At 68.2% G+C, this 22,082-nt stretch carries 23 protein-coding genes; 9 read left to right on the top strand and 14 right to left on the bottom strand.

The genetic code is table 11. The annotated features are described in order from the left end of the window. Nucleotides 1-10: 10 nt before the first annotated feature. Complete coding sequence (locus QQZ11_RS08185) at nt 11-919, top strand: AraC family transcriptional regulator (RefSeq protein WP_284549781.1); 909 nt, start codon at nt 11-13, stop codon at nt 917-919. Nucleotides 920-1,056: 137 nt separating this feature from the next. Here QQZ11_RS08185 and rpsQ read toward each other — a convergent pair whose 3' ends face one another. The 11 genes from rpsQ to rpsJ are packed head-to-tail and all read right to left on the bottom strand — an operon-like array spanning nt 1,057 to nt 6,462. Further along, nucleotides 1,057-1,347 carry a 30S ribosomal protein S17 gene (gene rpsQ, locus QQZ11_RS08180; protein ID WP_284549780.1) on the bottom strand — a complete coding sequence of 97 codons (291 nt, stop codon included), beginning with the start codon at nt 1,345-1,347 and terminating at the stop codon, nt 1,057-1,059. A 5-nt stretch (nt 1,348-1,352) separates the two neighbouring features. Then, on the bottom strand, nt 1,353-1,607 hold the full coding sequence (gene rpmC / locus QQZ11_RS08175; protein ID WP_022910644.1) for a 50S ribosomal protein L29: 255 nt from the start codon (nt 1,605-1,607) through the stop codon (nt 1,353-1,355). Then, nucleotides 1,607-2,026, bottom strand: a complete 420-nt coding sequence (gene rplP, locus QQZ11_RS08170; protein WP_022910643.1) for a 50S ribosomal protein L16 — start codon at nt 2,024-2,026, stop codon at nt 1,607-1,609. The genes rpmC and rplP overlap by 1 nt, the downstream gene beginning before the upstream one ends. Nucleotides 2,027-2,029: 3 nt before the next feature. Beyond that, nucleotides 2,030-2,845: a 30S ribosomal protein S3 gene (gene rpsC, locus QQZ11_RS08165; protein ID WP_022910642.1), complete on the bottom strand. Its 816-nt coding sequence runs from the start codon at nt 2,843-2,845 to the stop codon at nt 2,030-2,032. Nucleotides 2,846-2,847: 2 nt separating this feature from the next. Beyond that, on the bottom strand, nt 2,848-3,282 hold the full coding sequence (rplV, locus tag QQZ11_RS08160) for a 50S ribosomal protein L22 (protein WP_284549778.1): 435 nt from the start codon (nt 3,280-3,282) through the stop codon (nt 2,848-2,850). Nucleotides 3,283-3,311: 29 nt separating this feature from the next. Next, on the bottom strand, nt 3,312-3,593 hold the full coding sequence (gene rpsS, locus QQZ11_RS08155) for a 30S ribosomal protein S19 (RefSeq protein WP_022910640.1): 282 nt from the start codon (nt 3,591-3,593) through the stop codon (nt 3,312-3,314). 15 nt (nt 3,594-3,608) lie between these two features. Beyond that, on the bottom strand, nt 3,609-4,445 hold the full coding sequence (rplB, locus tag QQZ11_RS08150) for a 50S ribosomal protein L2 (protein WP_022910639.1): 837 nt from the start codon (nt 4,443-4,445) through the stop codon (nt 3,609-3,611). 34 nt (nt 4,446-4,479) lie between these two features. Next, a complete protein-coding gene (rplW, locus tag QQZ11_RS08145; RefSeq protein WP_022910638.1) occupies nt 4,480-4,788 on the bottom strand; it encodes a 50S ribosomal protein L23 in 309 nt (102 codons plus the stop codon). Next, nucleotides 4,785-5,483: a 50S ribosomal protein L4 gene (gene rplD, locus QQZ11_RS08140; RefSeq protein ID WP_022910637.1), complete on the bottom strand. Its 699-nt coding sequence runs from the start codon at nt 5,481-5,483 to the stop codon at nt 4,785-4,787. The genes rplW and rplD overlap by 4 nt, the downstream gene beginning before the upstream one ends. Next, nucleotides 5,480-6,139 (bottom strand): 50S ribosomal protein L3, encoded by a 660-nt coding sequence (gene rplC / locus QQZ11_RS08135; RefSeq protein WP_026378085.1) that lies wholly within the window; start codon nt 6,137-6,139, stop codon nt 5,480-5,482. The genes rplD and rplC overlap by 4 nt, the downstream gene beginning before the upstream one ends. An 11-nt stretch (nt 6,140-6,150) precedes the next feature. Then, nucleotides 6,151-6,462 (bottom strand): 30S ribosomal protein S10, encoded by a 312-nt coding sequence (gene rpsJ, locus QQZ11_RS08130; RefSeq protein WP_020488540.1) that lies wholly within the window; start codon nt 6,460-6,462, stop codon nt 6,151-6,153. A 434-nt stretch (nt 6,463-6,896) separates the two neighbouring features. Here rpsJ and QQZ11_RS08125 point away from each other — a divergent pair, with 434 nt between their 5' ends. The 6 genes from QQZ11_RS08125 (at nt 6,897) to QQZ11_RS08100 (ending at nt 15,773) form a co-directional block, all read left to right on the top strand. Further along, nucleotides 6,897-7,778, top strand: coding sequence for a ThuA domain-containing protein (locus QQZ11_RS08125; RefSeq protein WP_342395067.1), 882 nt, complete (start codon nt 6,897-6,899; stop codon nt 7,776-7,778). A 128-nt stretch (nt 7,779-7,906) separates the two neighbouring features. Continuing rightward, the gene (locus QQZ11_RS08120) at nt 7,907-9,991 is read left to right on the top strand and encodes a potassium transporter Kup (protein ID WP_284549775.1); all 2,085 of its coding nucleotides are present in this window, start codon (nt 7,907-7,909) and stop codon (nt 9,989-9,991) included. 19 nt (nt 9,992-10,010) lie between these two features. Further along, the gene (locus QQZ11_RS08115; protein WP_284549773.1) at nt 10,011-11,936 is read left to right on the top strand and encodes a putative nucleotidyltransferase substrate binding domain-containing protein; all 1,926 of its coding nucleotides are present in this window, start codon (nt 10,011-10,013) and stop codon (nt 11,934-11,936) included. A 3-nt stretch (nt 11,937-11,939) separates the two neighbouring features. Next, nucleotides 11,940-12,686 (top strand): exonuclease domain-containing protein, encoded by a 747-nt coding sequence (locus QQZ11_RS08110; RefSeq protein WP_284549771.1) that lies wholly within the window; start codon nt 11,940-11,942, stop codon nt 12,684-12,686. A gap of 59 nt (nt 12,687-12,745) precedes the next feature. Beyond that, nucleotides 12,746-14,449, top strand: coding sequence for a glutamine--tRNA ligase/YqeY domain fusion protein (locus QQZ11_RS08105; RefSeq protein ID WP_284549770.1), 1,704 nt, complete (start codon nt 12,746-12,748; stop codon nt 14,447-14,449). Nucleotides 14,450-14,495: 46 nt separating this feature from the next. Further along, entirely contained in the window at nt 14,496-15,773 is a 1,278-nt protein-coding gene (locus tag QQZ11_RS08100) for an AI-2E family transporter (RefSeq protein ID WP_284549767.1), read from the top strand. Between the two features lie 49 nt (nt 15,774-15,822). On the opposite strand, the gene gltX is transcribed toward QQZ11_RS08100, so the two are convergent. After that, nucleotides 15,823-17,286 carry a glutamate--tRNA ligase gene (gene gltX / locus QQZ11_RS08095; RefSeq protein WP_284549766.1) on the bottom strand — a complete coding sequence of 488 codons (1,464 nt, stop codon included), beginning with the start codon at nt 17,284-17,286 and terminating at the stop codon, nt 15,823-15,825. A gap of 52 nt (nt 17,287-17,338) precedes the next feature. On the opposite strand from gltX, the gene QQZ11_RS08090 reads away from it, so the two are divergent. After that, a complete protein-coding gene (locus tag QQZ11_RS08090; RefSeq protein ID WP_284549764.1) occupies nt 17,339-18,145 on the top strand; it encodes a nucleotidyltransferase domain-containing protein in 807 nt (268 codons plus the stop codon). Between the two features lie 31 nt (nt 18,146-18,176). Here QQZ11_RS08090 and QQZ11_RS08085 read toward each other — a convergent pair whose 3' ends face one another. Further along, nucleotides 18,177-19,619: a DUF2252 domain-containing protein gene (locus QQZ11_RS08085; RefSeq protein WP_284549763.1), complete on the bottom strand. Its 1,443-nt coding sequence runs from the start codon at nt 19,617-19,619 to the stop codon at nt 18,177-18,179. Between the two features lie 55 nt (nt 19,620-19,674). Between QQZ11_RS08085 and QQZ11_RS08080 the strand changes: the two genes are divergently transcribed. Then, nucleotides 19,675-20,748, top strand: a complete 1,074-nt coding sequence (locus QQZ11_RS08080; protein WP_284549762.1) for a LacI family DNA-binding transcriptional regulator — start codon at nt 19,675-19,677, stop codon at nt 20,746-20,748. Between the two features lie 89 nt (nt 20,749-20,837). Here QQZ11_RS08080 and tuf read toward each other — a convergent pair whose 3' ends face one another. Then, nucleotides 20,838-22,031, bottom strand: coding sequence for an elongation factor Tu (gene tuf / locus QQZ11_RS08075; RefSeq protein ID WP_022910625.1), 1,194 nt, complete (start codon nt 22,029-22,031; stop codon nt 20,838-20,840). Nucleotides 22,032-22,082: the final 51 nt, after the last annotated feature.

Genomic DNA, 22,082 nt, shown 5'->3' with positions numbered 1-22,082 from the left:
GAATCGCCCCATGGACGACGGTGTCAGCCAGGAGGACTATCCCGAGGGTTTTCCCGGCCAGAGACTGCGGGTGCTGCCCCGGCCGGTGGTCGACCAGGCACGACAGAGAGCCCTCACCGGTCCGCTGTTGGTGACCGACGCCGGCTTCTTCCCCAAGGCGCGGCACCATTCCAAGTCGCGGCGCTCCTGCGCCGAGCACATCGTGATCCTGTGCACCCAGGGTGAGGGCGAAGTCACCCTCGACGGCACCAATCACCGGGTGCGGGCAGGTGAGGTGGTGGTGCTACCTGCCGGCAGACCACACCGCTACCACGCGGACCCCGAGGTGCCGTGGACGATCTGGTGGGTGCACGTCACAGGCACCAGGGCCGACGCGCTGATCGCGGCCCTTCGGGCCACCCCCCAGCAACCGGTGTTCAGGGTGGCGGAGGTCACCAGGGTGAGTGCTCTGGTCGACTCCATCCTTCGTCGGCTCGAGACCGACGAGACCATGACGTCGCTGGTGGCTGCCTCGGGTGCCGCCTGGCACCTGCTGACCGCCCTGGTCGCCGACGGTCGTCCCCTCACCCGGTTGGGGTCGCGGCAGGACCCCGTCGCCGACGTGATCGCCCACATCCAGACCAACGTCAGCGCGCACCTGTCGGTTCCCGAACTGGCGGCCCTGGCCGGGTGGTCGACCTCGCACTTCTCGGCCATGTTCCGACGGGCCACGGGCTTCGGCCCGCTGGAGTACCAGACCCGGCTGCGCATGAGCACGGCCCGTACCCTGCTCGACACCACCGACCGGACGATCGCGTCGATCGCCACCGAGGTGGGCTACCCCGACAGCCTCTACTTCTCGCGGCAGTTCCGGCGGATCCACCAGGTGAGTCCCTCGCAGTACCGGTCCCGTGAGCAGAGCGCCGGCGGTCAGGACTGAGCGCGGATGACCAAGGTGGATTGACAAGGAACGGCCCGCCCCGGAGGGGACGAGCCGTTCCTGATGTCGACCAGAGCCGATCGGGCTCACCTGCAGAGCAGGATCACCGAGCGGAGCGGGTCACTGGGCCTGGTGGATCACTGGGCCTTTTCGACGATCTCGAGCAGACGCCAACGCTTGGTGGCGCTGAGCGGACGGGTCTCCATCACGCGCACGCGGTCACCCTCGCCGGCCTCGTTGTTCTCGTCGTGCACCTTCAGGCGGGCGGTCTTGGTCATGATCTTGCCGTAGAGGGCGTGCTTCACGCGCTCCTCGATGGCGACCACGATCGTCTTGTCCATCTTGTCGGACACGACGACGCCCTCGCGCACCTTGCGGAAGCTCTCCCGCTGGGGAGCCCCGGTGTTCTCAGCAGTCTTGTCAGTCATGGCAGTCAGGCCTTCTTCCCAGCTTCGGGCTTCTCAGCGTCGGGTTCGACGACAATGCCCAGGTTGCGCTCCTGGAGCACGGTGTAGATGCGAGCGATGTCCTTGCGGACCTCACGCAGGCGGCCGTGCGACTCGAGTTGGCCGGTGGCGGACTGGAAGCGCAGGGAGAACAGCTCTTCCTTCAGCTCACGGACCTTGCCGTTGAGATCCTCACGGCTGAGGCCGCGCAGATCTGCAGCCGAGGTGGTGGTCTTCGGCATCAGAGTTCACCTGCTTCCCGCTTGATGAAGCGAGCCTTGAAAGGCAGCTTGTGGATGGCCAGACGCATGGCCTCGCGGGCCACGTCCTCCGACACGCCGGAGAGCTCGAAGAGCACCCGGCCCGGCTTGATGTTGGCGACCCACCACTCGGGGGAACCCTTGCCGGAACCCATGCGGGTCTCGGCAGGCTTCTTGGTGATCGGGCGGTCGGGGTAGACGTTGATCCACACCTTTCCACCACGCTTGATGTGACGGGTCATGGCGATACGAGCGGCCTCGATCTGACGGTTGGTCAGGTAGGACGTCTCCAGTGCCTGGATGCCGAACTCACCGTAGGCGAGCTTGGTGTAACCCTTGGCGGCACCGTCGCGATGGGGGTGGTGCTGCTTGCGGTACTTCACGCGACGAGGAATCAGCATGGATCAGGCTCCTGCGGTCTCGGGGGTGGCGGCAGCCTGGGGCGCAGCGCCCTCGGCGGCCTCGGCGCGACGGCGTCCGCCACGCTCGGGACGATCGGTGCGGCCCTCGCCACGAGCCGGACGACGGCCCGGACGCTGACGTCCACCGGGAGCGGTGTTGCGGGCGTCGCGCTGCTGAGCACGCTCGGCGCGGGTGCCCGAAACCTCACCCTTGTAGATCCAGACCTTCACGCCGATGCGGCCGAAGGTGGTGCGGGCCTCGTAGAAGCCGTAGTCGATGTCGGCACGCAGGGTGTGCAGCGGCACCTGGCCGTCGCGGTACCCCTCGGACCGGCTCATCTCGGCTCCACCCAGACGACCGGAGCACTTGATGCGGATGCCCTTGGCACCCGAACGCATGGCGGTCTGCTGGGCCTTGCGCATCGCGCGGCGGAAGGCCACGCGGGCGCCGAGCTGCTCGGCCACACCCTGGGCGACCAGCTGGGCATCGGTCTCGGGGTTCTTGACCTCGAGGATGTTCAGCTGGATCTGCTTGCCGGTGAGCTTCTCGAGCTCTCCGCGCACACGCTCGGCCTCGGCGCCATTGCGGCCGATGACGATGCCCGGACGGGCCGCGTGCAGGAAGATGCTCACTCGCTCGGAGCGGCGCTCGATCTCGATCGACGAGATGCCGGCGCGCTCCAGGGTCTTGGTCAGGTAGGCCCGGATCTTGACGTCCTCGGCCACGAAGTCCGCGTAGTTCTTCTCGGAGTACCAGCGGGTGGTGTGGTCGGTGGTCGTCCCGAGACGGAAGCCGATGGGATGGATCTTCTGGCCCATGCTCAGGCCTCCTTCTCGGTCTTGGGGGTCTTCTTGGCCGGCTGGACGGCTGCGCCCTTCGGCTCGACGACCACGGTGATGTGGGCGGCGCGCTTCAGGATGCGGCTCGCGGAGCCCTTGGCACGGGGACGGATGCGACGCATGGTCACACCTTCGTCGACGAAGGCCTGCGAGATGAAGAGTTGGTCGGCACGCAGGGCATCGGTCTGCTCGGCGTTGGCGACGGCCGAGGCCACCACCTTGTACACCGGCTCCGAAGCAGCCTGCGGGGCGAACTTCAGGGTCACCAGGGCATCCTGCACAGGCATGCCGCGGACCAGATCAACGACGCGACGAACCTTGGTCGGGCTCATCCGGACGTGACGCGCGATGGCGTACGAACCGGGACGATCGCCGAGCAGGGCAGCGCGACGGCTCGGTCGTTCTGTGTTGCTCATGAAAGTTTCAGTTCCTTGTCTCGCGTCAATCAGCGCCGGCGCGACTTCTTGTCGTCCTTGATGTGACCCTTGAACGTGCGGGTCGGGGCGAACTCACCGAGCTTGTGCCCGATCATCGCTTCGGTGACGAACACCGGGACATGCTTGCGACCGTCATGCACGCCGATGGTGTGTCCCAGCATGTCCGGGATGATCATCGAACGACGTGACCAGGTCTTGATCAGGTTCTTGCTGCCCTTTTCGTTCTGGGCATCGACCTTCTTGGCCAGGTGCTCATCAACGAAGGGGCCCTTCTTCAGGCTGCGTGGCATTGTTCAGGCTCCTTCTCAGCGCTTCTTGCCGGACTTGCGACGACGGACGATCAGCTTGCTCGACGCCTTCTTCTTGTCGCGGGTGCGACCCTCGGGCTTGCCCCAGGGCGACACGGGGTGACGACCACCCGACGTGCGGCCCTCGCCACCACCGTGGGGGTGGTCGACGGGGTTCATGACCACACCACGCACGGTCGGGCGGACGCCCTTCCAGCGGCTGCGGCCAGCCTTGCCCCAGTTGATGTTGGACTGCTCGGCGTTGCCGACAGCACCCACGGTCGCGCGGCAGCGGACGTCAACCATGCGCATTTCGCCCGAGGGCATGCGCAGGGTGGCGAACTTGCCCTCGCGAGCGACCAGCTGGATCGAGGCACCGGCCGAACGGCCGAGCTTGGCTCCGCCACCGGGGCGCATCTCGACCGCGTGCACGGTGGTGCCCACGGGGATGTTGCGCAGCGGCAGGTTGTTGCCGGGCTTGATGTCGGCGCCCTCACCGGCGACGACGGGAGCACCCTGCACCAGGCCCTGAGGCGCGATGATGTAGCGCTTCTCGCCGTCGGCGTAGTGCAGCAACGCGATCCGGGCGGTGCGGTTGGGGTCGTACTCGATGTGAGCGACCTTGGCCGGCACGCCGTCCTTGTCGTAGCGCCTGAAGTCGACCAGGCGGTAGGCCTGCTTGTGTCCACCACCGATGTGACGGGTGGTGATGCGGCCGGTGTTGTTGCGGCCACCGGTCTTCGACTTCGGGGCCAGCAGCGACTTCTCCGGCGTGTTGCGAGTCAGTTCGACGAAGTCCGCGACGCTGGAGCCGCGACGGCCCGGCGTGGTCGGCTTGTACTTACGAATACCCATGAGGTTGTCGTTCCTTTACTCAGCGATGGTCCGGTCAGGAGACCGGGCCCCCGAAGATGTCGATCCGCTGTCCGTCAGCCACGGTGACGATCGCGCGCTTGCTGTCGGGGCGCTTGCCCAGACCGAAGCGGGTGCGACGGGTCTTGCCCTGGCGGTTGATGGTGTTCACCGAGGTCACCTTGACGTCGAAGACCTTCTCGACGGCGATCTTGATCTCGGTCTTGTTGGCGTCGGGTGCGACGAGGAACGTGTACTTGTTCTCGTCGAGCAGCCCGTAGCTCTTCTCGCTCACCACGGGTGCCAGCAGCACGTCGCGGTGGTCCTTGATCTTGAAGTCGTTCACTTCTTCGTCTCCTCGTCATCCGACGCGTCAACGAGCGCGGCCTCGGCGGCCTCGGACTCGGTGGCGTGGCCCTTGACGGTCTTGCCCTTGGCGGGGCCCGAGACGTAGGCGTCGAGGGCGGCCTGGGTGAAGACGACCGCGTCGGACAGCAGCACGTCGTAGGTGTTCAGCTGGTCAACGGCCAGCACGTGCAGCTCGGCGACGTTGCGCAGGCTCAGCCAGGCCACGTCATCGCTGCGGTCCAGGACGACCAGCAACTTGCCCAGGTCACCGACGCTCGACAGCTGGGCCAGGGCCTGCTTGGTCGAGGGGGTCTCACCCGAGACGATCTGGTCGAGCACGAAGATCTTGCCGTCGCGGGCGCGGTCCGACAGGGCCCCACGCAGTGCGGCAGCCACCATCTTCTTGGGGGTGCGCTGGGCGTAGCCGTGCGGCTGCGGCCCGTGCGAGATTCCGCCACCGACCCACTGGGGCGAACGGCGCGAACCCTGACGGGCGCGGCCGGTGCCCTTCTGGCGCCACGGCTTGGCCCCACCACCGCGGACCTCGCCGCGGGTCTTGGTGGAGTGCGTGCCCTGACGTGCGGCAGCCTGCTGGGCCACGACGACCTGGTGGATCAGCGGCACATTGGTCTGGACGTCGAAGTACTCGGCGGGAAGCTCGGCCGAGGTGGCGGCCTTCACGGTCTCGCTCATGCGACATCACCCTTCTTGGCAGCGCTGCGGACGACCACGAGCGAACCCTTGTTGCCGGGGATGGCACCCCGAACCAGGATCAGCCCACGATCGGCGTCGACAGCGTGGATGGAGAGGTTCTGCACGGTCATCTTGTCGTTGCCCATGCGGCCGGCCATGCGCAGGCCCTTGAACACGCGACCGGGGGTGGAGCACCCGCCGATCGAGCCGGGCGAACGGTGCTTGCGGTGCACACCGTGCGTGGCGCGCAGGCCCTTGAAGCCGTGGCGCTTCATGACACCGGCGGTGCCCTTGCCCTTGGTGACACCGGTCACGTCGACGACCTCGGCGGCCTCGAACGACTCGGCGGTCAGCTCCTGGCCGAGGCTGTACTCCGAGGCATCGGAGGTGCGCAGCTCGACGAGGTGCTTGCGGGGGGTCACCTTGGCGGCGTCGAAGTGACCAGCTGCGGGCTTGGTCACATGCTTGGCCTTGAGGGCACCGAACCCGAGCTGGACGGCCGAGTAGCCGTCGGTGTCGGGGGTGCGCACCTGGGTGACCACACACGGGCCAGCCTGGATCACGGTGACCGGAACCAGGCGGTTGTTCTCGTCCCAGAGCTGGGTCATGCCGAGCTTGGTGCCCAGCAGGCCCTTCACTTTGCGTTCAGTAGTCATTGCTCAGTTCCTCACGGAAGCTTGATCTCGATGTCGACACCGGCCGGGAGGTCGAGTCGCATCAGCGAGTCGACGGTCTTCGGCGTGGGGTCGAGGATGTCGATGAGCCGCTTGTGGGTGCGCATCTCGAAGTGCTCGCGGCTGTCCTTGTACTTGTGGGGAGAACGGATCACACAGAACACGTTCTTCTCGGTCGGCAGCGGCACCGGCCCGGCGACCTTGGCACCCGTACGGGTCACGGTGTCGACGATCTTCTTCGCCGACGAGTCGATCACCTCGTGGTCATAGGCCCGGAGCCTGATGCGGATCTTCTGTCCCGCCACAGTTGTTCCTTCTCTCGTCCTGCTCATTCCGGTGTTCCGGCTTTCGCGTTCCGGCTTGTCACCGGCTTGTTGCTCCGACCCCCGAGGTCGGGCGTGTCGCGCTCTGCGCCCTGGTCGAACATCCACTCTTCGATTGAATGCACTCCCGGGGACCACAGCCCTCCTGCGAACCCGGCCACCCGGTCACACCTGGCCTGAACCGGGACTTTCGTCCGGCTCGCCGCGACGCGACATGGAGACTCCGGCTCGGAGCAACCTGACCATTTTGGCATGCCCGCGCGTCCACGCCAAATCGGGGTCGGCCCTCGACCGCGGCCCCCTCGCGGGGGTGGTCAGGACGCTCGTCCGGGGTGCCTCCACGGTCAGGGGAACCACTCACGGCCAAACCCTGCCCTCACCCCCGCGTCCCCGCCGGCGGCCCTAGGCTGGGAGCCATGCAGACGAATGACCGTACCCCCATCCGCGTCACCGTGTGGGGCGAGAACTACCACGAGCGCCACGACGAGAGCGTCCAGAAGCTCTACCCCGAGGGAATGCACGGCGCGCTCGCCGCCGGCATCAGCAAGCAGCTCGGCAGTGCCGTCGAGGTGCGGTGGGTCACCATGGACATGCCGGAGCACGGCCTCACCGAAGAGGTGCTGGCCTCGACCGACGTGCTCACCTGGTGGGGTCACTGGGTGCACCAGGACGTCGACGACGCGATCGTCGATCGGGTGCAGCAGGCCGTGCTGGCAGGCATGGGACTGATCGTGCTGCACTCCGGTCACCACTCGAAGATCTTCCGCAAGTTGATGGGCACCACCTGCAACCTGCGCTGGCGCGGTGGCACGAACCGGGAGCACGTGTGGACGGTCAACCCGACCCACCCCATCGCCCAAGGTGTGCCGAACCCGATCGTGTTGCCGAGCCACGAGATGTACGGGGAGTTCTTCGACATCCCCACCCCCGATGACCTCATCTTCATCTCGGCCTTCGACGGTGGCGAGGCCTTCCGCGGTGGCTGCACCTTCCGTCGCAGCCACGGCAAGATCTTCTACTTCTCCCCCGGCGACCAGGAGTACCCGATCTACCACAACGACGACGTGCTCAAGGTGATCGCCAACGCCGTCGAGTGGGTGGCGCCGGCGCTCCCCCAGCGCGGCGCCCCGCCCGTGGTCTGGAAGAAGGGCAAGGGCTACGCCGACCAGCTCGAGGAGGGTTCGCTCGATGACGCCTTGGCGATGGCGGAGCGTCACGGCCTCGAGGTGATCAACCAGTCCGAGCGCCAGGTCACCCTGCGCGGAGCCGGCGGCTTCGTCACCTCCGTGGAACTCTGAGCCCGAGGACCTCTACCGGTTCCTGCACGCCAGGATCACCACGCGGGCTCGACCAACCCCTGTTTTTCGCGGGTTGGTCGAGCCCGCGTGGTGATCCTGGTGCTTTGCGTGGGTGCACGATGGTGCCCATGAGTCAGCAGGTGCCCCCCGACGCGGACGTCTCCCAGCCCGAGAACGCCCCGGAGTCCCAGGAAGCCGGGAACGACGAGCCCCGGGCCGACGAGTCCCCGGCGGACGAACTCAGCGCGGACGAACTCAGCGCGGACGAGGCTCAAGGACCGGACGACCCCGGAACCCCCGCCCGCCCGTGGCTGAACCATCCGCACGTCCCCTCGGGCAAGCCCAGCCTGCTCGCCCTGGGCGCCCTCGGGGTGGTCTTCGGCGACATCGGCACCAGCCCCCTGTACGCCATGCAGACCGTCTTCTCGATCGACCACAACACGGTGGCCCCGACCCCGCTCGACGTGTACGGCATCATCTCGATGGTCTTCTGGTCGATCACCCTGGTGGTCACCGTGAAGTATGTCGGTCTGGTCATGCGCGCAGACAATGAGGGAGAGGGTGGCATCCTCGCCCTGGTGGCGCTGCTCAGGGCGCGGCTGCTCACCCGTCCCGCCCTGGTGGCAGCTGCCAGCGTCATGGGCATCGTCGGGGCGGCCCTGTTCTACGGCGACTCGGTGATCACCCCTGCCATCTCGGTGATGTCTGCCATCGAGGGCATCACCATCGTCTCGCCCTCGGCCGAGCAGTTCGTGCTCCCGGCCTCGATCGCGATCCTCACCGTTCTCTTCGCGAGCCAACGCTTCGGCACCGAGAAGGTCGGACGAGCCTTTGGCCCCGTCATGTTGGCGTGGTTCGTGGCCCTGGCCGCGATGGGGGTGCCGAAGATCGTGGCGCACCCACAGATCCTGGGAGCGCTCAGTCCCCACCGGGCGGTGCTGTTCGCCGTCGATCGTCCGTTCGTCGCCTTCGTGGCCATGGGCGCCGTGGTGTTGACGATCACCGGCGCCGAGGCGCTGTACGCCGACATGGGTCATTTCGGGTCCCGGGCCATCCGCACCGCGTGGGCCTTCGTGGTCTTCCCCTCCCTGCTGCTGCACTACCTGGGTCAGGGGGCGATGATCCTCGTCGACCCGGGCACCTCCCGCAGCCCCTTCTTCCACATGGCCCCGGCGTGGGCGCGGATCCCTCTGGTCGTACTCGCGACCATGGCCACCGTGATCGCCTCCCAGGCGGTGATCTCGGGAGCCTTCTCCGTCTCCCAGCAGGCGGCCAGATTGAGCCTGCTGCCCAGGATGAACGTGCGCCACACCTCGCGTGAGGAGGGCGGCCAGATCTACATCGGCTCCATCAACTGGATGCTCTTCATCGGGGTGCTGGTGCTGGTGCTGACGTTCGGCAGCTCCGCGAAGTTGGCCACCGCCTACGGACTGGCCGTCACGGGCACCCTCATCCTGACGACCTGTCTGTTCCTGTTCCTGGCCAGACATGTCTGGGGCTGGTCGGCGTGGCGCATGGTGCTGGCCACCGTGGTGATCGGCGGGGTGGAGGTGCTCTTCTTCAGTGCCAACCTGACCAAGGTCGCCTCGGGTGGTTGGCTGCCCCTGCTGATCGCGACAGCGCTGGTGACGGTGATGCTGACCTGGCGCTGGGGGGCCCGTCTGGTCACCGAGCGCAGGCAACAACTCGAAGGTCCCCTCGACGAGTTCCTCGAGACCGTGCGCACGTCCGACCTGCCCCGGGTCCCGGGCGTGGCCGTCTACCCGCACCCCAACCAGACCACCACCCCGCTGGCCTTCCGCGACAACCTGCGCTTCAACGGTGTCGTCCATGAGCACGTGGTGATCGTCACGATCGTGACCGAGATGGTGCCCCACATCCACCACGTCGAGCGCGCCGAGGTCGACGACCTGGGCGACAGCCACGACGGCATCACCCACGTGGCCTATCACGTCGGGTTCAACGACACCCAGAACGTTCCGGGCGCACTGCAGTGGGCGAAGGGCAAGAACCCCGAACTGGACGACTTCGACGTCGACCAGTGCCGCTACTTCATGTCGGTGGTGCGCCTGCAGCACGACGGACCGTTCCGGCTGCGTGACTGGCGCACCCACCTGTTCATGTGGCTCGCGGCGAGTGCGGCGAACCGCGCCTCGGTGTTCGGCCTGCCGCCCGACCGCACGGTGATCATGGGCGCCCACGTCGACCTGTGAGTCGGAATAGCCTGCACCCATGGAGGTCGAGGTCAAGGAGATCGCCCGTTTCCTGGGTGGTCACGAGCCGTGGTCGGGTCTGCCCGCGGCGACCCTCGACGACCTGCTGCCACGGTTGCGGCAGCGCTACTTCCGCCGCGGTTCGGTGGTGCTCGCCGAGGGGCAGCGCAACGACTCGGTCTTCGTGATCCGCTCGGGAGTCGTCGACATCACCTCGGGCGGGGTGCTCGTCGAGCGGGCTGACGTCGGCACAGCCATCGGCGTCTCGAGCGCCACCACCCAGACTCCCTCGGCGTTCGGGTTGCTCGCCGTCGATGACACCCTCGTCCTGGTCGTGCCCGGTGAGACCTTCCGCTCCCTGCTCGGCTCTCACGAGCCCTTCGCGGCCTTCTTCGACCGCAACACCCAGCGGCGCCTGGCCCGCGCCGTGGCCGAGCAGCAGCACCGGGGAGACCCCAGTTCGTCCGCGCTCAACGCCCGGGTCGGTGACCTCGGGCACGGACGGGCGCCGGTCACGGCATCGGCCGAGCTCAGCATTCGGCGGGCCGCCGAGGTGATGACCGAGCAGCAGGTCTCGGCACTGCTGGTGACCGACGAGGAGCGCTTGGTGGGGATCGTCACCGACCGCGACCTGCGCACCAAGGTGGTGGCCGCGGGCCTCGACCCGGGGTCACCGATCCGCACGATCATGACCGCCGACCCGGTGACGGTCTCCACCCAGACCCGCGCCTTCGAGGCGATGCTGCAGATGACCAACCGGCGCATCCACCACCTGCCCGTGGTGCACGAGGGTCGCGCCGTCGGCATGGTGTCCACCGGTGACCTCGTCCGTCTGGAGCGCGCCCATCCCGTCCACATCGCCCAGGACGTGGCCAGGCAGTCCGACGTCGACGGCATTGCCGCCGTGGCGGCACGGGTGCCGGGGATCGTCTCGGGCTACGTGCAGCAGGGCGCCAGCGCCGACGAGATCGGACGAGTGCTGACCGCGATCGCCGACGCCATCTCGTCCCGACTGCTGACGCTGCTCAGCCAACAGGTGACGGCGGACCTGGGCGAGGCCCCGCGGCGCTGGTGCTGGCTCGCCCTCGGCTCCCAGGCTCGGTACGAGACCGGGTTGTCGTCCGACCAGGACCATGCGCTGGTGGTGTCGGACGAAGCCATCCATCCCGACGGTGGGACGAACCCAGAGGCGGCCGCGGACGGTCCGGACGTCGACCCCCTCGCCTGGTACGCCGCCCTGGCCGAACGGATGGAGGCCGCCCTGGCAGCGTGTGGCTATCCCCCCTGCCCCGGAAGGATGATGGCGAGCAATCCGCGCTGGCGGCTCACGCAGACCCAGTGGCGCCACCAGTTCCTCGACTGGCTCGACACCCCCACCTCCGAGGCCCTCTTCCACGCCGGCACCTTCTTCGACGCGCGCCCGTTGTTCGGCGAGCACACGCTGTTCGACCCGCTGCAGCGATTGGTGGCCGAGACAGCCCCCGAGCGCCCCCGCTTCCTGACCCACCTGGCGGCGCACGCCACCCTGCGGCAACCCCCCTTGGGGTTCCTCGGCAACCTCGTGGTGGAACGCCGCGGTGACCACAGCGGCGCGATCGACCTCAAGGCGGGCGGGTCACACGCGATCATCGAATTGGCCCGGGTCCACGCCCTCTCCGCCGGCATCACCGAGGTGTCGACCGACCAGCGGTTGGCACGCCTGGGCACCCCGCAGGGCCTCGGCGCTCCGGCGGCGAGCGAACTGCGCGACGCCTTCGAGTTCATCACCCAGGTGCGGCTGCGCCACCAGGCCCAGCAGGTCAGCGCGGGCGAGCCTCCGTCCAACCTGATCGACCCGCAGGCACTCTCCCGCTCCGACCGTCGGCACCTGCGCGACGCATTCGGCGTCATCAGGTCGGCGCAGACGGTGCTCGCGCAGCGGTTCGCCACCAGCACGGTCACCTGAGCGATGACCCCACTGTCCGCGCGCCACTGGCCTCGACCCTTCGACACCCCCGACCGCCTGCGCCGGCGCCAACTCACCGGGCTCGGCCCGCGCGGGTCGCCGGCCCTGCGCCGCTACCTGTCCACTCCCCTTCCCGGGGAGTCGACCCGGATCAGTGACCTGCACCTGCTCGCGATCGACATGGAGACCACGGGTCTCGACCCCGATCGCGACCGGTGGCTGTCGGTCGGTTTCGTGCCCATCGACCTGGGTCCCGGCGGCCACGAGATCGTGCTCGGTGGCGCCGGTGAAGCACTCGTCAGGCCCGAACTCGTCGGCGAGGACCGGGGGGTCGGTGACTCCGCCGTCGTCCACGGCCTCACCGACGACACCGTGGCCTCCGGGCTCCCCCTGCCCGATGCCCTCGACCGCGTGCTCGACGCGCTGGCCGGACGCGTGCTGGTGGCCCACTTCACCCAGATCGAGGTCGGCCAGCTGACTCGGGCCGCACGCGTCATCCACGGGATCCGACTCCCGCTGGTCACCCTCGACACCCTCGAACTGCAGTTCGCCATCCTGGGCGGCGACCAGGCCCGGATCCCTTCCGGGGCGCTTCGACTGTGGGCCGCCCGGGAGCAGTACGGGCTGCCCGAGACACCACCACACGACGCCCTCAGTGATGCCCTGGCCTGTGCCGAGTTGTTCCTCGCCCAACTGCAGGACGAGCACCTGCCGCGGGGACGAGGCCGACTCGGCGACCTTCGTCGGTAGCCGGTCGAGCAGGGACCTCAGGCGCGGAGGGCCCTGTGGGCACGGATAGACTCCCCCGCATGAGTGGCGCCTCGGACTTCATCCACGACCAGGTGGAACGTGACCTCGCGGTTGGTCTCAACGGTGGACGGGTGCAGACCCGCTTCCCACCCGAGCCCAACGGCTACCTGCACATCGGGCACGCCAAGGCCATCACCCAGGACTTCTCGATCGCCGAGGACTTCGGCGGCACCTGCAACGTCCGCTTCGACGACACCAATCCCGACACCGAGGAGACGGAGTTCGTCGACGGCATCCTGCGCGACATCGAGTGGCTCGGCTTCCGCCCCGCAGCGGTGCTGTTCGCGTCCGACTACTTCGAGCAGCTCTACGAGTGGGCCCACCACCTGATCTCCGAGGGTCTGGCCTACGTCGACGAGCAGGACGGCGAGACCATCTCGGCTCAGCGCGGCGGGTTCGGCAAGCCGGGCGTCGAGAGTCCTTTCCGGGATCGGCCGGTCGCCGAGTCGAGAGACCTGTTCACGAGGATGCGCGCCGGCGAGTTCGCCGACGGCGCCATGTGCCTGCGGGCCAGAATCGACATGCAGTCAGACAACATGTGGCTGCGCGACCCGGTGCTGTACCGCATCCGTCGCGGACACCATCACCGCACCCACGACTCCTGGTTCATCTACCCGACCTACGACTGGGCCCACGGCCAGTCCGACGCCATCGAGGGGGTCACGCACTCCATCTGCACGATGGAGTTCGACTCCCATCGTCCGCTCTACAACTGGTGCCTCGACCACCTGCCGCTGCCCGGTGACCAGCCCAAGCAGTACGAGTTCGCCCGGCTGGAGTTCACCCACATCGTGACCTCCAAGCGTCGGTTGAAGAAGCTGGTGAACGACGGGGTCGTCGACGGGTGGGACGACCCGCTCATGCCCACCCTCGCGGGACTGCGCAGGCGCGGCTACCCGGCCTCGGCCATCGTCTCGTTCTGCCGTGAGATCGGCACCGCCCGCACCAACTCCCGACACGCCATCGAGGCGCTCGAGGCCGTCGTCCGACGCCAGCTCAACGCCACCTCGCAGCGTCGCATGGTGGTCACCCGTCCGCTGCGGCTGACCCTGACCAACTGGCCCACCGACGACCAGGGCGAGCCCGTGGTCGAGCGGTTCGACCTGACCAACAACCCCGAGAACTCCGAGGATGGCACCCGGTCGGTGGCCTTCTCGGGCCAGTTGGTGATCGAGACCGACGACTTCGCCGAGGTGCCACCGCCCAAGTTCTTCCGCCTGTCGCCCGGCAAGGAGGTGCGTCTGCGCGGCGCCTACCTGGTCACCGCCACCGACGTGGTCAAGGACTCCGAGGGCAACGTGGTCGAGGTGCTCGCCACCTACGACCCGGCCACCCGCGGCGGCGACGCCCCGGATGGTCGCAAGGTGAAGTCGACGATGCACTGGGTCTCGGTCCCCCACGCGGTGCCCGTTCGCGCCGCGCTCTACGAGCGTCTGTTCACCACCGAGGTACCGGGGGCAGCCACCGGCGAACCCTTGGACGACCTGAACACGAACGCGCGCACGTGGTTGGACGAGGCGTTGGGCGAGGCGTCGATCGCCGACGTCGAGCCCGGTCAGGTGGTGCAGTTCGAACGCCTGGGGTATTTCGCCAAGGACCTCGACGCCGTCACCGGCGCGGACGATGCCCAGCCGGTCGTCTTCCACCGTACGGTGGGGCTGCGCGACGAATGGGCCTCCATCCAGAAGCGCCAGGATCGCTGACACTTCTCGACAGTTCCTGCATGGGTGGCCCGGAGATGGGAATGACATGACCGACCACGCAGAGGATCAACGGGTGCCGCCAGTCAGGTCGGCCGCTGCCCGGCGGGAACGACGCCGCATTGCCGAGGCGGTTGCCGCTCGGTCCCCGTTCCGGGTGACCACCCCGTCACGCGTCGCGGACAACGGGGCCGTGGTCGCGGATCCGATCCCGGCCACCCTGACCGTGGCTGCGGGATGGTCATGGCGCCTGCTGCTGGTGGCAGCCCTGATCGCCGGCATCCTGTGGCTGTTCCAGCGGCTGCACGAGGTCACCGTGCCGCTGTTCGTGGCCGTGCTGTTCACCGCTGCCCTGTGGCCGATGGTCGAGTGGCTGAAGCGGCGTGGGGTCCCGCGCGGGCTCGCTGTCGCGCTGTCGATGTTGATGGTGCTCGTGCTGGTGGGTGGCATCTTCACCCTGGTGGGCGCCCAGATCGTGTCCCAGTCCGACCAGCTCGGGGTCGAGGCGCTCAAGAGCTACGCGCAGGTGATCGACTGGCTCACCCACGGGCCCCTCCACCTGCACCAGCAGCAGATCACCGACTACCTGCACAAGGGCCAGCAGTACCTGGCCGACTCGAAGGGCCGGATCGCCAGCATGGCCGCCTCGGCCGGGCTGGGCGTCGGGCACTTCCTCGCGGGCTTCGCCCTGGCAGCGTTCACGCTGTTCTTCCTGCTGCTCGAGGGGCGTCGGCTCGCGCACGGCATCTCGACGTTGGTTCCCAAGGCGGGCCGGTCACGCCTGATGGACGCCTCGGGCCGCGGCTGGACCTCACTGGTGGCCTACGTGCGCGCCGCGGTGATCGTGGCCCTGTGCGACGGGGCCGGTGCCGGTCTCGGTGCGGCCGCGCTCGGCTCGAACCTGTTCCTGGCCATCGGGGCGCTGACCTTCGTCAGCGCCTTCGTCCCGCTGGTGGGCGCCTTGATGTCGGGGGCCGTGGCCACGGGTGTGGTGCTGGTCACGCTCGGTTTCTGGAAGGCGCTGATCATGTTGGCCGTCTTCATCCTGGTGATGCAGCTCGAGGGGCACGTCATGCAGCCCTTCCTGTTGGGACGCGCCGTCGAGGTACACCCGCTTGCTGTGCTCTACGGGCTGGCGATCGGCATCTCGGTCGCCGGGATCGTGGGCGGCCTGTTCGCGGTGCCCCTGATCGCCTTCGGCAACGCGTTCCTTCGCAGCCTGCGTGAGGACCTCCCAGCTGCGGCCACACCCGCAGCCACCGACCAGTTCCCCGTCGACCCGAGCGATCCGGCGTCCGGTTCGGCCCAGGAGGACCCGGTCAACTGAGCGGCACCGATCTCCACCGGCCCACCGCTGTCCTGGACCGGAGGAGTCGTCAGAGGGTTTCGCGGAGACCCACAAGTCTGCGCAGGGACGACTCGCGTCCGAGGATCTCCATCGACTCGAACAGCGGCGGCGACACCTTGGAGCCTGCGATGGCGACCCGGACGGGTGCGAAGGCAACCTTGGGCTTCAGCCCGAGCCCGTCGACGAGGGCCTCGCGCAGGTTGGCCTGGATCATCTCGTGGTCCCAGTCGGTGAGGTGTTCGAGCGCGGTGAACGCGGCCGCGAGCACCTCACCGGCATTCGGGGGCAGGGAGGCGCGGGCGTCCTCGGCGACGGTGAGCTGATCGTCCTCGGTGAGCAGGAACTCGATCGCGGACAGCGCGTCACCGAGCAGGGTCATGCGTGGCTGCACCAGCGGCACCGCGTGGCTCAACACAGCGCGCTGGTTGTGGTCGAGGGCCCTGCCGCGAGCGGCCTCGAACTCGATGATCCGGGCCGTCAACTCCTCGGTCGACAGCTCACGCAGGTAGTGACCGTTCAGCCAGTCCATCTTCTTCAGGTCGAACACGGCACCGGCCGGGTTGATCCGCGACCAGTCGAAGTGCTGCACGAACTCGTCCAGTGACTGCACGTCGTCGCCCTCGTGCACGGGGGGATGACCGAGCAGCATCAGGAAGTTGAGCAACGCCTCGGGCAGGTAGCCCTGTTCGCGGAACCAGCTGAGCTTGGCCCAGGGACTCTTGCGTTTGCCCAGCTTGGAACGGTCGGTGTTGCGGATCAGGGGGGTGTGCGCGAAGGCCGGCACCTGCCAGCCCAACCACTGGTGCAGCAGGATCTGCTTGGGCGTGGAACTGATCCACTCCTGCCCGCGCACCATGTGGGTGATCCCCATCAGGTGGTCGTCGACGACCACGGCGAGATGGTAGGTCGGGAAACCATCGGCCTTCAGGATCACCTGGTCATCGGGACGAGGGGCCGACAACTCACCACCGATCATGTCGTCGAAGACCAGCGGCACGTCGTCGGGCACGAACATGCGCACCACCGGTGTGGGCTGGAAGCCGGGAAGGGCGGCACGCTGCTCGGCGGTCTTGCCATGGCACAGGCGGTCGTACCCGGTGGTGGCCTGCTTGCTCGCCTGTTGCTGCTCGCGCATCTCGGCCAACCGCTCAGGGGTGCACCAGCAGTGGTACGCGTGGCCGTCGGCGAGCAGTTGGTCGACGAAGGGACGATAGGTCTCGAGCCGCTCACTCTGCCGATAGGGGCCGTACGGACCGCCGGCCACGGGTGACTCGTCCGGCTCCAGACCGAGCCAGCTGAGGGAGTCGTAGATCTGCTGCTCGGACCCCTCGACCAGTCGGGCCCGGTCGGTGTCCTCGATGCGCAGGACGAACTGGCCACCCGTGCGGCGAGCCCAGGCGAAGTCGAAGAGCGCCTGGTAGGCGGTGCCGACGTGCGGGTCCCCGGTGGGGGAAGGGGCCACTCTGGTGCGGGCGGGGCTGAGCTCAGTCATGATGGGGTCCAGACTACCGATCAGGGCCAGACCACCGATCAGGAGAGGGACCGTGATTTCAAGCGACTGCATCACCTCGATGGCCCAGCAGATCGGTGAGGTGCCCGGTGTGGTGGGCGTGACGGTGGGTGGCAGTCGCGCCCGCGGCGACGCGGTCGAGGGATCCGACGTCGACCTCGGCATCGTGCACGACGGCACCCTCGACCGGGAGCGACTCAACGCACTGGTCGCGCAGTGGTCGTCCACAGAGGCTGCGGTCGGCGAACCGGGCAGCTGGGGTCCATGGGTCGACTCCGGTGCCTGGTTGACGGTGGACGACAGCCCCGTGGACTGGATCGTGCGCGACCTCACGCGCATCGACCTGGCCTGGCAACGAGCCGAGCAGGGAGCGGGCACCTTCCACCCCCAGCCCGGGCATCCGTTCGGGTTCTGGGAGCCCAGCTACTGCGGCGAACTCGCCCTGGCTCTGGTCATGAAGGACACCGAGGGTGAACTGGTCGCCCGCCAACAGAGGTTCGCGAGCCTGCCACCGGCGCTGCGCGAGACCATGGTCAACCGGTTGTGGGAGGCGGACTTCGACGTCGACCTCGCCGCGAAGGGGGTGCGGCGCGACGACCGGGTGTTCGTCTCGCTGACCTGCGCGCATGCGCTGCTCATCTGCGCCCACGCCATCCATGCGGTCGACGATCGCTGGGCCACCAACGAGAAGGGACTGGTGGCGGCGGCCGCGGGCCTCCCCCACGCACCCACTGATCTGGCCAGCAGGGCCTCGGCCGTGCTGGCCCACGCCGACCTGTCGGCCATCGTCACGTCCTGTCGCGAGCTCGTCCAGGACACCCGCCGCGCCCTCGAGAACTGACCTCGTACCACGACCACGCTCCCTGCCGAGCTCAGCTGGGGAGTCGCCCGGCCTTCACCGCGGCCACCAGGGCCGCGTGGTCGATCTCGGTCTGGTCGGCGTACCCGCGCGCGAACTGGGTGAACGCCTGCGGCAACGCATCCGACCGTCCGATGTAGCCGGCGATCAGCGAGGCGCCCGAGGTGCGGGCGTGCCCCTTGGCGAGCAGCAGACCGAGCACCTGGGCGTAGTCGGCCAGGGCTGCCGGCTTGAGCCCGTCGACCACCACCGCCCCCTTCATGTTGCGGTACTGGCGCACGTAGAACTGCATGGCGGGGGCGCCGTCGGGTTCGTCGTCCACCCGCGTGCGCGTGGTCAGCCCCTCGAAGACCCCCGTCGAGCACCAGCCGAGCAACGGGTCCGAGGCAGTCTGCAGCGCATGCTGGTACTCCACCACCCGCTGACCCTGGTGCTGGTGGCGGGCCGTGGTGCCGTGCACGAACGGGGCCACCACCGAGCGTCGCGCCTGCTTGAGTTGCAGGAACAGCACGTCGTCGGGGCTCGATCCCTCGAGCAGGGCGACGAAGGCACGCAGCCCGACCGACCCGACCCCCACCACCTTGTGCGCCATGTCGACCAGTCGGTAGCCGCCGACCACCCTCGCCCACTGCTCGGGGAGGGTCGTCAGGTACTGGTCGAGGGCCTCGGCCAGCTGGTCGAACCGTGCCGGTGACAGCAGGCGAACGGTGGGGGTGTTCTCCACCAGGTGGCGAGTGCCGTCGCTGTCGGGCTCGGTCAGCTTGGGCAGGGAGCGGTCCGACGTCTGCCGACGCGCCTTGGTGGTCGCACGCGCCACCTCGTCGCGCAGGCTGCCTGTCTTCACCGCCTTGGTCAACCTCGTCACGTCGAGCCTGGCGAAGGCCCGGCTCAGCAACGGGGTCTGCGCCAGGTGGCGCAGTTCGTCACGGTAGGCGGCCACGCATTCGAAGACGGCCTGCTCGCACTGGGCTTCGGTGTGCCCGTTCTGCCGCCCGGCGACGTGGACGCTGGCGGTCAGCCGGCGAAGGTCCCACTCCCACGCGCCCGGGTGGGCCTCGTCGAAGTCGTTCAGGTCGATCACCAGCTCACCCTCGGGAGAGCGGTAGAAACCGAAGTTGCCCAGGTGGGCATCACCGCAGATGACAGGCTGGATGCCGGTCGACGGCAGCGACGCGCAGTCCCAGGCGCACACGTTGGAGGCGCCCCGCAGGAACCCGAACGGGCTCTCGATCATGCGTTGCACCCGTAGCGGGATGAGCCACTCGATGCGGTCGACGTGGGAGTCGATGATCTGTTGCACCGGGTCGGGACGATCATCGGCAGCCCGCCAGGCCCCCAGTTCGGAGCGCTTCACCTCCTGCCGCCTGCTCTTGCCCCAGGCGAGCCGTTCGGTGCGCGCCGGAGGCATGCGACGGATCGAGAAGTAGTCGCTGCTCGGCTGCGCCAGATTCTGCATTCCCTGATCGTAGGGGCGCCACGCCCAACGCGCGCCCGGGCGACATACTGACGCCATGACGACCCGCTCCACCCGCCCCGCGACGATCGCCGACCTCGCGGCGTCGCTCAAGCTGTCGAAGTCGGCCGTGTCGAATGCGCTCAACAACCGGCCCGGGGTCAGCCCGGCCACCAGGGCACGGGTGCAGGCAGCGGCGGAGCGCTCGGGGTGGCGTCCCAACGCGTTGGCGAAGGCGCTCTCGACCGGCCAGGCAGGCGCGTTCGGGCTGTGCATCGCCCGCGACTCCCGGGTGCTCGGCAGCGAGTCCTACTACCAACGGGTGATCGCGGGCATCGAGGAGGTGCTGATCGACTCCGACCACGCCCTGCTCCTGCGGCTGGTGGGGCCCACCGGACGCGACCTCGACGTCTACCGCCAGTGGGCCCGGGAACACCGGGTCGACGCCGTCGCCCTGTTCGACCTGCAGGCCGACGACCCTCGTCCCCCCTTGATGGACGAACTCGGGCTGCCGGCGGTGATCCAGGGCAGCACCACCTCGACCCACCACCCGGTGGTCAACGGAGACGTCCACGCCGAGGTCCGGATGATCATCGAGCACGTGCGCTCGCGCGGGGCCAGCCGGGTCATCTTCCTTCACGGACCGACCCACTTCACCCACGAGATCGACCGGCTCGCGGCGATGCGCGCGGCGACCCGCGCGCACGGGATGCCGCTGCGCACGATCGAGACCGACTACTCCCAGGAACAGGGCCTGGCGCAGGGTCGCGACCTGCTTGCCGACGGCTGGGCCGACGCCGTGATCACCTCAAACGACCTGCTGGCAGTCGGTGTGGCTCGGGCCCTCGGCGACCTCACCGGAGCCGATTCGGCCCTGCAGGACCCCGCCGACGTGCGCATCGTGTCGTGGGACGACTCCCTGCTGTGTGCCTACATGCGCCCCGGCATCACGGCCCTCAACCGCCACCCGCAGTCGACCGGACGACAGGTGGGCCGGTTGCTGCTGAGCCTGGTCGGGGCTGGATCGGGGGCGGCGGCCACAGGTGCGGGCTCCGTCCCTGAGGACGAAGGGCATCGGACGACCCTGGTGGTGCGGGAGTCGTCCGAGGTACCCGACCGGATCGAGGACTGAGCCCAGCGGACACCGCAACGGCGCGAGGCCCGCACCCCCGAAGGGATGCGGGCCTCGCGCTGGAGCGATGTGCGCCTGAGTGGGTCAGATCACTTGAGGATCTTGACGACACGACCGGCACCAACGGTGCGGCCGCCCTCACGGATGGCGAACTTGAGTCCGTCCTCCATGGCGATGGGCTTGTTCAGGTGAACCGTCATGTCGGTGTTGTCGCCGGGCATGACCATCTCGGTGCCCTCAGGCAGCTGGACCACACCGGTGACGTCGGTGGTGCGGAAGTAGAACTGAGGCGAGTAGTTCGAGAAGAACGGCTTGTGACGGCCACCCTCCTCCTTGGTCAGGATGTAGACCGAGCCCTCGAAGTCGGTGTGAGGGGTGGTCGAACCCGGCTTGATGACGACCATGCCGCGCTCCACGTCCTCCTTCTTGGTGCCGCGGAGCAACAGGCCGACGTTCTCTCCCGCGCGACCCTCGTCGAGGATCTTGCGGAACATCTCGACACCGGTGACGGTGCTGGTCTGCTTGGCGTCGTGGATGCCGATGATGTCGACGGTCTCGCCGGTCTTGACGATGCCGCGCTCGATACGACCGGTGATCACGGTGCCACGCCCGGTGATGGTGAAGACGTCCTCAACGGGCATCAGGAAGGGCTTGTCGGTGTCGCGCTCGGGCTGCGGGATGTACTCGTCCACAGCGTCCATGAGCTCGAGGACCGACTCGCCCCACTTGGCGTCGCCCTGCAGGGCGGGGAAGGCGGCCACGCGCACGACGGGGCAGTTGTCACCGTCGAACTCCTGCGACGACAGCAGCTCGCGGACCTCCATCTCGACGAGCTCGATGAGCTCCTCGTCGTCGACCATGTCGCACTTGTTCAGCGCGACGACGATCGCGGGCACGCCGACCTGACGGGCGAGCAGCACGTGCTCACGGGTCTGGGGCATGGGGCCGTCGGTCGCGGCCACGACCAGGATGGCGCCGTCCATCTGGGCAGCACCGGTGATCATGTTCTTCACGTAGTCAGCGTGCCCGGGGCAGTCGACGTGCGCGTAGTGGCGCTTCTCGGTCTGGTACTCGATGTGGGCGATCGAGATGGTGATACCGCGCTGACGCTCTTCGGGAGCCTTGTCGATCTGGTCGAACGGCGAAGCCTCGTTGAGGGTCGGGTACTTGTCGTGCAGCACCTTGGAGATCGCCGCGGTCAGAGTGGTCTTGCCGTGGTCGATGTGTCCGATGGTGCCGATGTTGCAGTGCGGCTTGGTCCGCTCGAACTTGGCCTTTGCCACTGGGGCTCCTTCTTGATGTCGCCACGCTGGCCGCGAGGCGTTCCGGTTTGT

This window comes from Aestuariimicrobium sp. T2.26MG-19.2B, assembly GCF_950101875.1.
GTDB classification, from domain to species: Bacteria; Actinomycetota; Actinomycetes; order Propionibacteriales; family Propionibacteriaceae; genus Aestuariimicrobium; species Aestuariimicrobium kwangyangense.
This window is presented reverse-complemented; position numbering and strand designations above follow the sequence as displayed.